This is a genomic window from Geodermatophilus chilensis, assembly GCF_002802985.1.
In the GTDB taxonomy this organism is placed as follows: Bacteria; Actinomycetota; Actinomycetes; order Mycobacteriales; family Geodermatophilaceae; genus Geodermatophilus; species Geodermatophilus chilensis.
The window spans coordinates 20,699-32,011 of sequence record NZ_NVPT01000048.1; the positions used below are offsets into that span (position 1 = coordinate 20,699).

At 75.5% G+C, this 11,313-nt stretch carries 19 protein-coding genes; 10 read left to right on the forward strand and 9 right to left on the reverse strand.

Annotation, left to right across the window (positions count from 1 at the left end):
• Positions 1–7 precede the first annotated feature (7 nt).
• Both def and CNO22_RS10185 read left to right on the forward strand, forming a co-directional pair.
• Positions 8–493, forward strand: a complete 486-nt coding sequence (def, locus tag CNO22_RS10180) for a peptide deformylase (protein WP_100499262.1) — start codon at positions 8–10, stop codon at positions 491–493.
• Positions 494–611: 118 nt separating this feature from the next.
• Positions 612–1,394, forward strand: coding sequence for an isocitrate lyase/PEP mutase family protein (locus tag CNO22_RS10185; RefSeq protein ID WP_100499263.1), 783 nt, complete (start codon positions 612–614; stop codon positions 1,392–1,394).
• A 79-nt stretch (positions 1,395–1,473) separates the two neighbouring features.
• Here CNO22_RS10185 and rpsR read toward each other — a convergent pair whose 3' ends face one another.
• From rpsR to rpmB, 4 genes are read right to left on the reverse strand one after another with little or no spacing between them, the layout of a single operon-like run.
• Positions 1,474–1,698, reverse strand: a complete 225-nt coding sequence (rpsR, locus tag CNO22_RS10190) for a 30S ribosomal protein S18 (protein WP_269799583.1) — start codon at positions 1,696–1,698, stop codon at positions 1,474–1,476.
• Entirely contained in the window at positions 1,695–1,997 is a 303-nt protein-coding gene (rpsN, locus tag CNO22_RS10195; protein WP_100499265.1) for a 30S ribosomal protein S14, read from the reverse strand. The genes rpsR and rpsN overlap by 4 nt, the downstream gene beginning before the upstream one ends.
• A 1-nt stretch (position 1,998) precedes the next feature.
• Positions 1,999–2,166: a 50S ribosomal protein L33 gene (gene rpmG, locus CNO22_RS10200; protein ID WP_100499266.1), complete on the reverse strand. Its 168-nt coding sequence runs from the start codon at positions 2,164–2,166 to the stop codon at positions 1,999–2,001.
• A complete protein-coding gene (rpmB, locus tag CNO22_RS10205; protein WP_100499267.1) occupies positions 2,166–2,432 on the reverse strand; it encodes a 50S ribosomal protein L28 in 267 nt (88 codons plus the stop codon). Before rpmB ends, rpmG begins: the two co-directional genes overlap by 1 nt.
• Before the next feature lie 82 nt (positions 2,433–2,514).
• Here rpmB and mrf point away from each other — a divergent pair, with 82 nt between their 5' ends.
• Genes mrf through CNO22_RS10225 form a run of 4 tightly spaced genes read left to right on the forward strand, consistent with a single transcriptional unit; the run spans position 2,515 to position 4,609 of the window.
• Positions 2,515–3,783 (forward strand): ribosome hibernation factor-recruiting GTPase MRF, encoded by a 1,269-nt coding sequence (gene mrf, locus CNO22_RS10210; RefSeq protein ID WP_100499282.1) that lies wholly within the window; start codon positions 2,515–2,517, stop codon positions 3,781–3,783.
• Positions 3,783–4,034, forward strand: coding sequence for a type B 50S ribosomal protein L31 (locus tag CNO22_RS10215; RefSeq protein WP_100499268.1), 252 nt, complete (start codon positions 3,783–3,785; stop codon positions 4,032–4,034). Before mrf ends, CNO22_RS10215 begins: the two co-directional genes overlap by 1 nt.
• Before the next feature lie 3 nt (positions 4,035–4,037).
• Positions 4,038–4,199 carry a 50S ribosomal protein L32 gene (rpmF, locus tag CNO22_RS10220; protein WP_100499269.1) on the forward strand — a complete coding sequence of 54 codons (162 nt, stop codon included), beginning with the start codon at positions 4,038–4,040 and terminating at the stop codon, positions 4,197–4,199.
• Complete coding sequence (locus CNO22_RS10225) at positions 4,196–4,609, forward strand: hypothetical protein (protein ID WP_100499270.1); 414 nt, start codon at positions 4,196–4,198, stop codon at positions 4,607–4,609. Before rpmF ends, CNO22_RS10225 begins: the two co-directional genes overlap by 4 nt.
• Positions 4,610–4,612: 3 nt before the next feature.
• On the opposite strand, the gene CNO22_RS10230 is transcribed toward CNO22_RS10225, so the two are convergent.
• Entirely contained in the window at positions 4,613–5,254 is a 642-nt protein-coding gene (locus CNO22_RS10230) for a maleylpyruvate isomerase family mycothiol-dependent enzyme (protein ID WP_100499271.1), read from the reverse strand.
• A gap of 69 nt (positions 5,255–5,323) precedes the next feature.
• On the opposite strand from CNO22_RS10230, the gene CNO22_RS10235 reads away from it, so the two are divergent.
• From CNO22_RS10235 to CNO22_RS10245, 3 genes are all read left to right on the forward strand, one after another.
• Positions 5,324–5,770, forward strand: coding sequence for a MarR family winged helix-turn-helix transcriptional regulator (locus CNO22_RS10235; RefSeq protein ID WP_100499272.1), 447 nt, complete (start codon positions 5,324–5,326; stop codon positions 5,768–5,770).
• 167 nt (positions 5,771–5,937) lie between these two features.
• Positions 5,938–6,159 (forward strand): type II toxin-antitoxin system Phd/YefM family antitoxin, encoded by a 222-nt coding sequence (locus tag CNO22_RS10240; RefSeq protein WP_100499273.1) that lies wholly within the window; start codon positions 5,938–5,940, stop codon positions 6,157–6,159.
• Positions 6,156–6,548 carry a type II toxin-antitoxin system VapC family toxin gene (locus CNO22_RS10245; RefSeq protein ID WP_100499274.1) on the forward strand — a complete coding sequence of 131 codons (393 nt, stop codon included), beginning with the start codon at positions 6,156–6,158 and terminating at the stop codon, positions 6,546–6,548. The genes CNO22_RS10240 and CNO22_RS10245 overlap by 4 nt, the downstream gene beginning before the upstream one ends.
• A gap of 9 nt (positions 6,549–6,557) precedes the next feature.
• Here the strand turns inward: CNO22_RS10245 and CNO22_RS10250 are convergent, their stop codons facing one another.
• From CNO22_RS10250 to CNO22_RS10265, 4 genes are all read right to left on the reverse strand, one after another.
• The gene (locus CNO22_RS10250) at positions 6,558–6,965 is read right to left on the reverse strand and encodes a Fur family transcriptional regulator (RefSeq protein ID WP_100499275.1); all 408 of its coding nucleotides are present in this window, start codon (positions 6,963–6,965) and stop codon (positions 6,558–6,560) included.
• Entirely contained in the window at positions 6,962–7,981 is a 1,020-nt protein-coding gene (locus tag CNO22_RS10255) for a metal ABC transporter permease (protein ID WP_100499276.1), read from the reverse strand. The genes CNO22_RS10250 and CNO22_RS10255 overlap by 4 nt, the downstream gene beginning before the upstream one ends.
• A 1-nt stretch (position 7,982) precedes the next feature.
• Complete coding sequence (locus tag CNO22_RS10260; RefSeq protein ID WP_100499277.1) at positions 7,983–8,762, reverse strand: metal ABC transporter ATP-binding protein; 780 nt, start codon at positions 8,760–8,762, stop codon at positions 7,983–7,985.
• Positions 8,763–8,835: 73 nt separating this feature from the next.
• Positions 8,836–9,828 (reverse strand): metal ABC transporter substrate-binding protein, encoded by a 993-nt coding sequence (locus tag CNO22_RS10265; RefSeq protein WP_100499278.1) that lies wholly within the window; start codon positions 9,826–9,828, stop codon positions 8,836–8,838.
• A 74-nt stretch (positions 9,829–9,902) separates the two neighbouring features.
• Here CNO22_RS10265 and CNO22_RS10270 point away from each other — a divergent pair, with 74 nt between their 5' ends.
• Positions 9,903–11,168, forward strand: a complete 1,266-nt coding sequence (locus tag CNO22_RS10270) for a glutamate-5-semialdehyde dehydrogenase (protein ID WP_100499279.1) — start codon at positions 9,903–9,905, stop codon at positions 11,166–11,168.
• Positions 11,169–11,313: the final 145 nt, after the last annotated feature.

An 11,313-nucleotide genomic window follows, 5' to 3' on the forward strand; every position in this document is an offset into this window, starting at 1 on the left:
GGGCTGCGTGACGATCCGTCCCATCCGCGAGCTCGGTGACCCGGTCCTCCGCACGCCCGCCGACGAGGTGCGCAGCTTCGACAAGGAGCTGGCCGCGCTCGTGCGCGACCTGGAGGACACCGTCGCCGACCCCGGCCGGGCCGGCGTCGCCGCGCCGCAGATCGGCGTGGGGCTGCGGGCGTTCTCCTACAACGTCGACGGGCGCATCGGGCACGTGGTCAACCCGCGGCTCGTGGAGCTGTCCGAGGAGACCCAGGACGGCGACGAGGGGTGCCTGTCCATCCCCGGCATCTGGGCGCCCACGGTGCGGGCCATGCACGCCGTCGTCGAGGGCTTCGACGTGCACGGCGAGCCGGTGCGGCTCGAGGGCACCGGCCTGATGGCCCGCGCGCTGCAGCACGAGGTGGACCACCTGGACGGCAAGGTCTTCCTCGACCGCCTCGCCGGCGAGGCCCGCAAGGCCGCGCTGCGTGCGCTGCGGGACCGCGGCTGACGTACCGGGCCCGGAGCCGGAGGCCTCGACCGCCGACACCGGGCGGCCTGCCGTCCGCAGCGGACTGCGCTCCCGGCTCGCGCGGCACGGCCGCTGACCTGCCCGTACGGTGACCCGCGTGACCGACCTCGCCACCCGCGCACGCACCCTCCTCGACCTGCACACCGCCCCGGAGATCCTGGTCCTCGCCAACGTGTGGGACGTCGTCTCCGCGCAGGTCGTGGCCGCCACCGAGGGGGTGCGCGCCCTGGCCACCGCCAGCCACGGCATCGCCTCGACCTTCGGCTACGAGGACGGCGAGAACATCCCGCTCGACCTGCACCTGGACATGGTCGGCCGGATCACCGCCGCCGTGGACCTGCCGGTGAGCATGGACTTCGAGGCCGGCTACGGGGACGCCGGGGAGACCGCCCGGCGCGCCATCGAGAAGGGCGTCGTCGGCGGCAACCTCGAGGACCAGATGAAGCCGCTGGACGAGTCCGTCGCCGCCGTCGAGGCGGTGCTGCGCGCCGGCCGGGACGCCGGGATCGACTTCGTGCTCAACGCCCGCACCGACACCTTCGTCCGCGCCGCCGAGGGCGCCGACCGCGGCGAGCTCGTGGCCGAGGCGATCCGCCGCGGCCGGGCCTACCTGGAGGCCGGTGCGCCCGTTGTCTTCGTCCCGCGCCTGGTCGACCGCGACGAGATCGCGGCCGTCGTCGAGGGCCTCGGCCGCAACAGGCTGACGCTGATCAGTGTGCCCGGCGCCTCCCTGCCGGCCCGCGAGATGCAGGAGCTCGGCGTGGCCCGCGTCTCCACCGGCCCCTTCACGCAGCGGGTCGCGCTGACCGCGCTGCAGGACGCCGCGGCCGCGATGGTCGCCGGCGGCACCCTCCCGCCCGGTACCCGCGCACTGAACTGACCCGGTCGGCCGGCCGGGGAGGTCAGCCCCGGGGGGCGCCGGTCGGTCGCCCGCCGGTGCGGCGGGCGACCGAGCGCGGTCAGCGCCGTCCCGAGGTGGGGTACGGAAGGAGGGCCATCTCCCGCGCGGTGGCGGTGGCGCGGGCCACCCGCCGCTGCTGCTGCGCGTCCAGGCCGGTGACCCGGCGGGCGCGGATCTTCCCCCGGTCGGAGAGGAAGGTCCGCAGCAGCGCGACATCGGTGTAGGAGATCGGGCCGTCGATGCGCCGCTGCCGGCGCGTCCGGGGCGTGCGGGCGAGGCTCACCAGCTGGCCTTCCGGATGCCCGGCAGCTCGCCGGCGTGGGCCATCGCGCGGAACCGCACCCGGGAGAGCCCGAACGCCCTGAGGTGCCCGCGCGGGCGGCCGTCCACGACGTCGCGGTTGCGCAGCCGGGTGGGGCTGGCGTCGCGGGGCAGCCGCTGCAGCCCGCGCTGGGCGTCGGCGCGCTCCTCCGGTGTGGCGGCGGTCCGGACGGCGGTCTTCAGGGCCGCTCGGCGCTCGGCGTACCGGGCGACCACCTCCCTGCGCTGCCGGTCCCGGACGGTCTTCGAGGTCTTGGCCATGTCAGCGGTCCTCCCGGAAGTCGACGTGCCGCCGGACGATCGGGTCGTACTTGCGCAGCACCAGGCGGTCGGGGTCGTTGCGCCGGTTCTTGCGGGTCACGTACGTGTAGCCGGTCCCGGCGGTGCTCTTCAGTCGCACGACCGGCCGGACGTCGGTGGCGCGCGCCATCAGCCCCGCCTCCCCGGACCGAGTCGGCGGCGGACCTCGGGGTCGGTGGCGCGCAGCCGGGCGACCACCGCCTCGATGCCCTGGGCGTCGATGGTCCTGATGCCCTTGGCCGAGACGGTCAGCCGGACCCAGCGGTTCTCGCCGGCGAGGAAGTAGCGCTTGCGCTGCAGGTTCGGGTCGAAACGGCGGCTGGTCCGCCGGTGCGAGTGGCTGACGGCCTTGCCGAAGCCGGGCCGTCGGCCGGTGACCTCGCAGTAGGTGGCCACGGGGGCGGTACCTCCTGGTGGGGGGACGGGACGTCAGGGACTGTAGACGAGAATGATTCTCATGTGCGTTACGGTGGTCGACATGACCGATCCCCGCACCCCGCTGGTGCTCGTCACCGGCCTGCACCGGCAGCTCGGCGCCCAGGTCTGCCGCGCGCTCGTCGACGGGCCCGGCACCGTCGCCGTCCACCACGACGTCAGCCGGCTCTCCGAGGGCGTCGTCGTCCGCACCCAGCTGCAGCTGCGGGACGGCGTCGTCACCGAGGAGTCGGCCGCCGTCGAGCTGGCCCACGGCTGCCTGTCCTGCACGCTGCGGCTGGACCTGCTGCCCCTGCTGCGCACCCTGGCCCGGCGGGACGACGTCACCCGCGTGGTCCTGCACCTCGACCCCGCGCTGGAGCCGGAGCACCTGTGCTGGGCGGTCGCCGACCTGGTCCTCGACGACGAGCCGTCCGGAGTCCCCGAGACGGCGGCCGACTGGGTGCGGATCGAGGCCGTCCTGGCGGTGGTCGAGCCCGCCGGCTGGCTGGAGGACGTGACCGGCGGGGACGACCTGGCCGACCGGGGCCTGGCGGCCACGCCGGACGACGACCGCACGCTCGCCCAGGTCGGGCTGGCGCAGGTCGCCTTCGCCGACGCGGTGGTCATGGCCGGGCCGCCGGCCGACGCCTGGGAGGGCGTGCGGCTCGATGCGGTCCTGGACCGGCTGGTGCCCGGGGTGCCGCGCGCGGACCTGCGGCTGCCGGTCCAGCGGTTGCTGTCGGCCGTGGGGCCGGACGCCCGGCGCGGGCGTGTCTCCTCCGCCCACGACCCGCTCCTGGCCGGGCAGCCGCCGCTGGGTGCGGACGCCGGGGTCGAGCTCGTCCGCTTCGCCCCGGACCGGCCACTGCACCCCGGTCGGCTGCACGACGCGCTCGACGTCCTCCTCGACGGCGTGGTGTGCACCCGCGGCCGGCTGTGGCTGGCCAGCCAGCACGACCGGGTGCTGTGGCTCGAGTCGGCCGGCCAGGGGCTCCGGGTCGGCGACGTGGGGCCGTGGCTGGCGACGCTCGGCGACGACGCCTGGGCCGACGTCGACCCACTGCGCCGGGTGGCCGCCGCGCTGCGCTGGGATCCCGTGCACGGCGACCGACACACCGAGCTGGTCGTCCTCACGGTGCGGCAGTCCGCCCTCGCGATCACCGCCGCCCTGCACGCCGCCGTCCTGACCGAGGCGGAGTGGGCAGCCGGGCCGGAGGCCTGGAACCGGTACCCGGACCCCTTCGACACCTTCCACGAGGACCCCTGCGAGGCCTCGGTCCCGGCCGACGGGGCCGCCACGCAGGGAACCCACCGAGAGGAGCGCTCCTGATGCGCCCGGGCATCCACCCCGAGTACCGCAGCGTCGTCTTCCGGGACGCCGCCAGCGGGACCACCTACCGCACCCGGTCCACGGTGGCCACCGACCGGACCATCGAGCTCGACGGCGAGACGTACCCGCTCGTCGTCGTCGACACCAGCGCCGCCTCCCACCCCTTCTGGACCGGCAACCAGCGGGTGCTGGACACCGCCGGCCGGGTCGAGCGCTTCCACCAGCGGTACGGCACCCGGGGGAGGAACTGAGACATGGCGGTCCCCAAGCGCAGGACGTCCCGGTCCCGGACCCGCTCCCGCCGGGCGCGGTGGAAGGCGGAGCCCGTGCAGCTGGTCCGGGTCAGGGTCGACGGTGTCGAGCGGCTGGTGCCCGCACGGCTCCGTCGGGCCGCAGAGCGCGGGCTGCTGCCGTGACGCGGCCCGCACCGGCCCCCGTCGGGACCGACCCGGGCGGGCCCCTGGTGGCGCTCTGCGTGGGTCACCGGTGCGCGGCGCTGCGCGCCCTGGCCGGGACGGAGGAGACCGTGACCGCGCTGGCCGACGCCGTGCGCACCACCCGCGGGGCCGTGCTCGTCACGGCAGGGTGCCTCGGTGCCTGCGCCGTAGGTGCGGTGGCCGCGGTCGGCCACCGGGACGGTGGCGCGGGGGACTCCGGCAGCATGGTGTGGCTGGCCGGCGTGCACGACGCAGGACGGGCGGAAGCGCTGACCCGCTGGGTCGCAGCAGGCGGCCCGGCCCCCGGGAGGGCCCCGCAGGAGGGTCCCCCGGCCGCGCTCGCCGAGGCGGTGATGGGGGTCGGCCCCCCGGTGCGGCTCGGCGGGTGAGCTCTAGGGGCCGGAGCGTCCGCCCGCGGCGGTGAGCTGGGGGACGCCGTCGCCCGTCAGCCGGTCGAGCGCGGCCTCGCGCCCGGTCACCAGCAGCAGGAGCGCGGCGATCGGCCCCTCGACCGGCGCGCCGGACCCGGCGGTCCAGTCGGCGTCGGTGGCGGCCAGCCGGAACCCGGCCAGCCGCCGCCGGGCCCGGAACGGGAAACCCGTCTCCCACACGCGCGTGGCGGCCACGACGGCCGCGGCGGTGGGCACCGGCCGGTCGCGGCCCAGGGGGACGGCGATGTCCTGCCCGTGCACGAGGACGTCGATGAGCGGCTCGGTCGGTGTGACGAAGGGGGCCGTGCGCCGCGAGCCGACCATGGCCCGCAGCCGCCGCGGGTACTCCTCGCGGGGGAGGCCGGCGGCGCGCAGGGCGGTGTCCCGGATCATCCGGTCGAAGCTGCCCCGCGCGCGGACCGCGCCGACCGCCGCCTCCAGAAGGCTCATGTGCGCGAGCGTGAGGTGGGCCGCGACGTCGCCCACCCGCCAGCCGTCGCACAGCGACGGGGCCGCCCACTCCGCGGGGGAGAGGCCGTCGAGCAGGTCGGCCAGGCTGGCCCGCTCCGCGTCGATGGCCCGCCAGATCGCGTCGAGCTCCATGACCCCTCCCACAGTCGTACGATGTTCTGACCATCTCGTCAGAGGATCTGACCATCGTCAAGGGGGAACGTGCCCGATCCGGCAGGAGAACGGCAGAACCTCGGGCTGCTCTGCTTCTACCCGCACCGCGCCCTGGAGGCCCGGCTGCTCGCCGCCCTGGTCGCTGCCGGGTTCGACGACATCACCACCGCACAGGGCCGCATCGCCGCCCGGATCGCCCCGGGAGGCACGCGGCTGACCGCGCTGGCCGAGCAGGCGTTGGTGACCAAGCAGACGGCCGGCCACCTCGTCGACCAGCTCGAGCGGGCCGGCTACGTCCGCCGGGTACCGGATCCCACCGATGCTCGGGCGAGGCTCGTGCAGATGGCCGAGCGCGGCGAGGCGGTCGTCGCGGTGGCCCGCCGCGTCGAGGCCGAGGTGGAGGCCGAGTGGACCGCCCACCTGGGCGAGGAGGCCGCCGCCCAGCTGCGCGCGGCGCTCGAGCGGCTGCGGGAGGTCACCGACCCGTACCGCTGAGGCTCAGCGCGCGGCGCAGGCCGCGCAGGTGCCGGAGATCCGACCCGGTGCTGGGCGTCGGTGGACCCGGGGGTGTGCAGGTGGGTGCGGCGAGGAGGCCGTCGAGCTCGTCGCATCTTGGCTAGGCTGACCTGGCCAACCTGGCTGGCATGCTCTAGGGTGGGGCCATGCCCCACGTCAACGTGCAGGAGGCCAAGACGCGGCTGTCCCAGCTGCTCGCGGCCGCCGAGCGCGGCGAGGAGGTCGTCATCGCACGGGGCGGTCGGCCGGTGGTGCGTCTCGTGCCGGTCGACGAGCCCGCGCCCCGCCCCGTCGGCTTCGTGGCGGGTTCCGTCCCCGAGGCATTCTTCGAGCCACTGCCGGACGACGAACTGGCTCGGTGGGAGTGACCTCGCTCCTGCTCGACACCCACGCCCTGCTGTGGGTCCTGCTGGATCCGGGACGCGTCCCCGCGGAGACTCTCGCGACCGTACGGGCGCCGGAGACCACCGTGTACGTCTCCGCGGCCAGTGCCTGGGAGATCGCCACGAAGCACAGGCTGGGCAAGCTCGAGGGCGCGACCGCGGTGGTGAGCGGTTACCGGGAGCACCTCGCCAGACTGCGGGCGGAGGAGCTGCCCATCACCGGGCACCACGCACTCACCGCCGGCACCCTGCAGTGGTCCCACCCCGACCCGTTCGACCGGGTGATCGTCGCCCAGGCGGTGCTCGAGTCCCTCCCCGTGGTGACGAGTGATGCCGCGCTCGCGGAGTTCCCGGCGATCCGCACCGTCTGGTGACCCGCCCGCTCAGCGGGCGGCGCAGGTCGCGCAGGTGCCGAAGACCTCCAGCTGGTGCTGGACGTCGGCGAAGCCGTGCTCGGCGGCGACGCGGGCGGCCCAGCGCTCCACCGGTGGGTCGGCCACCTCGACGGTGCGGCCGCAGGAGCGGCACACCAGGTGGTGGTGGTGCACCGGCGAACAGCGCCGGTAGGCGGCCTCGCCATCGCTGCGCAGCACGTCGACAAGGCCGTCGTCCACGAGGGCCTGCAGCGCCCGGTAGACCGTCGCCAGCCCCACGGCGTCGCCGCGCTCGCGGAGCAGCGCGTGCAGGTCCTGGGCGGTGCGGAAGCCGTCCTGGTCGTCGAGCAGCGCCAGGACGGCGCTGCGCTGCCGGGTCTGGCGTCGCGGCGCCTCGGCCGGTCCGGACGCGGTCACGGTCTCCCCACCTGTTCCGCCGGCGGCGCGTGCTCGCCGTGCTCGTCGTAGTGCACCCCCGCGCCGGTGCGGTGCGGGGCGTGCAGGTGGCCGTCGTGGTCGTAGTCGACGTGGTCGTCGTGCGGGACCGCCGGATGCCCGCAGCCGTCGCCGTGCTCGTGCGGGTGGGCGGCGTGCACCTCGGCGCGCCGCCGGTGCCGGCGGCGCGCGGTCGCCTCGCGCACCGCGACCGCAGCGGTGACCAGCAGGAACAGCGCGATCGCGAGCAGCACGATCGTGCCGCCGGACGGAGTGCCGGTGTAGTAGGAGGCGGTCGTGCCGGCCACGCTGGTGAGCAGGCCGATGGCGCAGGCCAGGTACACCGTCTGGCGGAAGCTGCGGGCCAGCTGCTGGGCCACCGCGCTCGGCACGATCATCAGCGCGCTGATCAGCAGCAGGCCGACCACCCGCATGGACAGGACGACGGTCGCCGCGACCAGGGCGGCGAGCACGACGTTGAGGACCAGGACCGGCAGGCCCACCGCGCGGGCGTACTCCTCGTCGTCGCTGACCGCGTACAGCCGGCTGCCGAGCAGCCACACGACGCCCAGCACGACGACGGTGATGACGCCGAAGACCGCGACGTCGGCGGTCGTCGTGGTGGTGATGGCGCCGAACAGGTAGGCCTCGAGGTTCGTCGCCTGCCCGCGCGGGGCCAGGCTGAGCAGCACCACGCCGCCGGCGATGCCGCCGTAGAAGAGGACGGCGAGGGCGACGTCGCCGCTGGTGCGGCCGCGCGCGCGGACCAGCTCGATGACGACGGCGCCCAGCACGGCGGCCACGAGCGCCGTCCCGACCGGGGCGGTGGAGGTGAGGACGCCGATCGCGACGCCGGTGAGCGCCACGTGTCCGAGGCCGTCGCCGAGCAGCGAGAGCCGGCGCTGCACGAGGAAGACGCCGACCGCCGGGGCGACCAGGCCGACCATCAGCGAGGCCAGCAGCGCCCGCTGCATGAAGCCGTACTCGAGGACCTCCACCTCAGCGTCCTCCGTCCGTCGTCACCCGGGGCTGGTCCTGCCGGTACCCGCGCGCGGGTGGCAGACCGGTGTCCTCGGGGTGGTGGTGCCCGTCGTGGGTGGACTCCGCCCCTGCGAGGGGCCCGTCGTAGGCGATCCGGCCGTGGTCGACGACGACCGCGCGGGTGAGGACGCCGGCCAGCGCGGCGGTCTCGTGCGTCACGACCAGCAGTGTCGTGCCGGTGGCCGACACGCCGGCCAGGACGGTGGCCAGCGCGTCCTGGCTGGCGGCGTCCACCCCGGCGGTCGGCTCGTCCATGACCAGCAGCTCCGGCTCGGCGGCCAGCGCGCGGGCGACCAGCACGCGGCGCTGCTGGCCACCGGAGAGCGAGGCGACCGGGTCGCCGAGCCGGTCGGCCAGCCCGACCGCGGCGACGGCGTCCTGCACCGCGGCGCGGTCGGCCGGGCGCGGCCGGCCGAAGGGGCCCAGGCGGGCCAGCCGGCCGACGCCGACGACCTCGCGCACCGTCGCCGGGACCGCGCCGCTGACCGTGTGCCGCTGCGGCACGTACCCGATCCGGCCGCGCTCGCGCGGCCGGCCGACGGGGGCGCCGAGCACCTCGACCTCGCCGCCGAGCACCGTGGCCAGGCCGAGCAGCCCGCGCGCGAGGGTGGTCTTGCCCGACCCGTTGGACCCGAGGACGGCGACCGCCTCGCCGTCGGCCACGGCCAGGTCGACACCCTGGACGACGGCGACGTCGCCGTAGCCGATGCTGGCGTCCCGGAGCCGGACGGCGGTCACGGCTCCTCCTCACCGGCGCTCGTCGGCCCCGTGCCCGGCGGTGCTGTGCTCAGGCGTGAGCTCGCGGGCTCGCTCACGTGCAGGACTGGCCCTCCTGCAGGGTGGCCAGGTTGGCCCGCATGACCTCGAGGTAGTCGCTGCCGGCCGACTCGTCGGTCAGCCCCTCGATCGGGTCCAGGACCGCGGTGCGCACGCCGGCCTCGGTCGCGACGGTCTCGGCGACGGCTGGGTCGACGAGGGTCTCGGTGTAGACGGTGGTCACCCCCCGCTCCTGCACGAGGGCGGTGATCTCGGCGAGCTGCGCCGGGTCCGGCTCCTGGGAGGGGCTCAGCCCGCTGATGCCGACCACCTCGAGACCGTACCGGTCGGCGAGGTAGCCGAAGGCGTCGTGTCCGGTGACCATGGTGGTCACCGCGCAGTTGCCCAGGCCCGCCTGCATCTCGGCGTCCAGGGCCTCGAGGTCGGCGCGGAGGGCCGCGGCGTTCTGCTCGTAGGCGGCCGCGCCGTCCGGGTCGACCTCGGCCAGCCGCTCGGCCAGCGCGTCACCGACCGACGCCAGGCGCACCGGGTCCAGCCAGAAGTGCGGGTCGAGCGCCTCGCCGTCCTCGGCGTGCCCCTCGCCGGCGGTCTCCTCCTCGGCGTGCGCGGCGTGCTCCTCGGCGGTCTCGCCCTCGTGGCCGGGCTCCTCGGCGGTCAGCGTGAGGTCGGCGGCCTGGCCGGCGTCCCAGGCGGTGCCGGCGGCCTCGGCCGTGGCGACCTCGTCGAGCGCCGGCTGGAAGCCCTCGAGGTAGACGAGCAGGTCGGCCTCGGCGACCGCGGCGACGTCCTGCGGGGCGAGCTCCAGGTCGTGGGCCTCGGCGCCCGGCGGGGTGAGCGAGGAGACGTCGAGGCGATCGCCGCCGACGCGCTGCGCCGCCCACTCCAGCGGGTAGAAGCCGGCGACGACGGTGAGCTTGTCCCCCGCGCCGCTGGCGGTGGCGTCGTCGGAGCCGCCGCACCCGGTCAGGGCGAGGGCGGCGGCCGAGGCGGTGGCGGCGGTCACGGCACGCGTCGTCCAGGTGTTCATGGGAATCATTCTCACATATGCGGAGCGGTCCACGGCGGCCGGAGGTCCTCGTGCGCCCGCGTAGGCTCGTGCGTGTGTCCGACGTCTCCGGCCTGCCGCTGATCGGGGCCGCGGCGCTGCGCGCCCGCGCCGCCGCCCGGGTGCTGCGCACCCTCCCCACCGACACCAAGGACGGCGCGCTGCGCGCCATGGCCGATGCGCTGGTCGAGCGCGCCGAGGAGGTGCTCGCCGCCAACGCCGCCGACATCGAGGCGGCCGCGGCCGACGGCACCCCGGCCTCGGTCCTCGACCGGCTGCGGCTCGATGCCGGGCGCATCGCCGGCGTGGCCGACGCGCTGCGCCAGCTGGTGGCGCTGCCCGACCCGGTCGGCGACGTCGTCCGCGGGTCGACGCTGCCCAACGGGCTGCAGCTGCGCCAGGTCCGCGTCCCCCTCGGCGTGGTCGGCATCGTCTACGAGGCCCGGCCCAACGTGACCGTCGACGCCGCGGGGCTGTGCCTCAAGAGCGGCAACGCGGCGCTGCTGCGCGGCTCGGCCTCGGCGTTCCGGACCAACACCGCGCTGGTCGGCGTCCTCACCGAGGCGGCGGAGAAGGCCGGGCTGCCGGCCGGCTCCATCGACCTGCTGCCGGCCGACCGGGCCTCGGTCGGCGAGCTGCTGAACGCCCGCGGCGTCGTCGACGTGGTGATCCCGCGCGGCGGGGCCTCGCTGATCCAGCGGGTCGTGCGCGAGGCGCGGGTGCCGGTCATCGAGACCGGCGAGGGCAACTGCCACGTCTACGTCGACGCCTCGGCCGACCCCGCGACCGCCGAGGCGATCGTGCTCAACGCCAAGACCCACCGGGTGAGCGTCTGCAACTCCGCCGAGACGCTGCTGGTGCACCGCGACGTGGCCTTCCTGCCCCGCCTGCTGTCCGCGCTGGCCGACGCCGGCGTGACGCTGCACGGCGACGAGCGCGCGCGGGCGGCCCACGACGCCGTCGTCCCCGCGACCGACGAGGACTGGGCCACCGAGTACCTGTCGATGGACATGGCGGTGCGGGTCGTCGACGACCTGCCCGCCGCCCTCGACCACATCGAGCGGTGGGGGAGCGGGCACTCGGAGGCCATCGTCGCCGACTCCGCACGCGCCATCGCCGAGTTCACCGCCGGGGTGGACGCCGCCGCGGTGCTGGTCAACGCCTCCACCCGGTTCACCGACGGCGGGGAGTTCGGCTTCGGCGCCGAGATCGGCATCTCCACGCAGAAGCTGCACGCCCGCGGGCCGCTGGGGCTGCCGGAGCTGACCTCCACCACCTACGTCGTCACCGGGAACGGTCACACCCGCCGCTGTCTACTATAACCCTTTGACGGTGCCGACGACTGCTGACGTGTCATTCACGGTGGGCGCTGTAGAAGTCAGAACATACTTACACGTATCACAGTCGATAACCAGAAGCTACAGCAAGCCATGAAACTAATCAACGTCCGTGTCATATAACTCAATG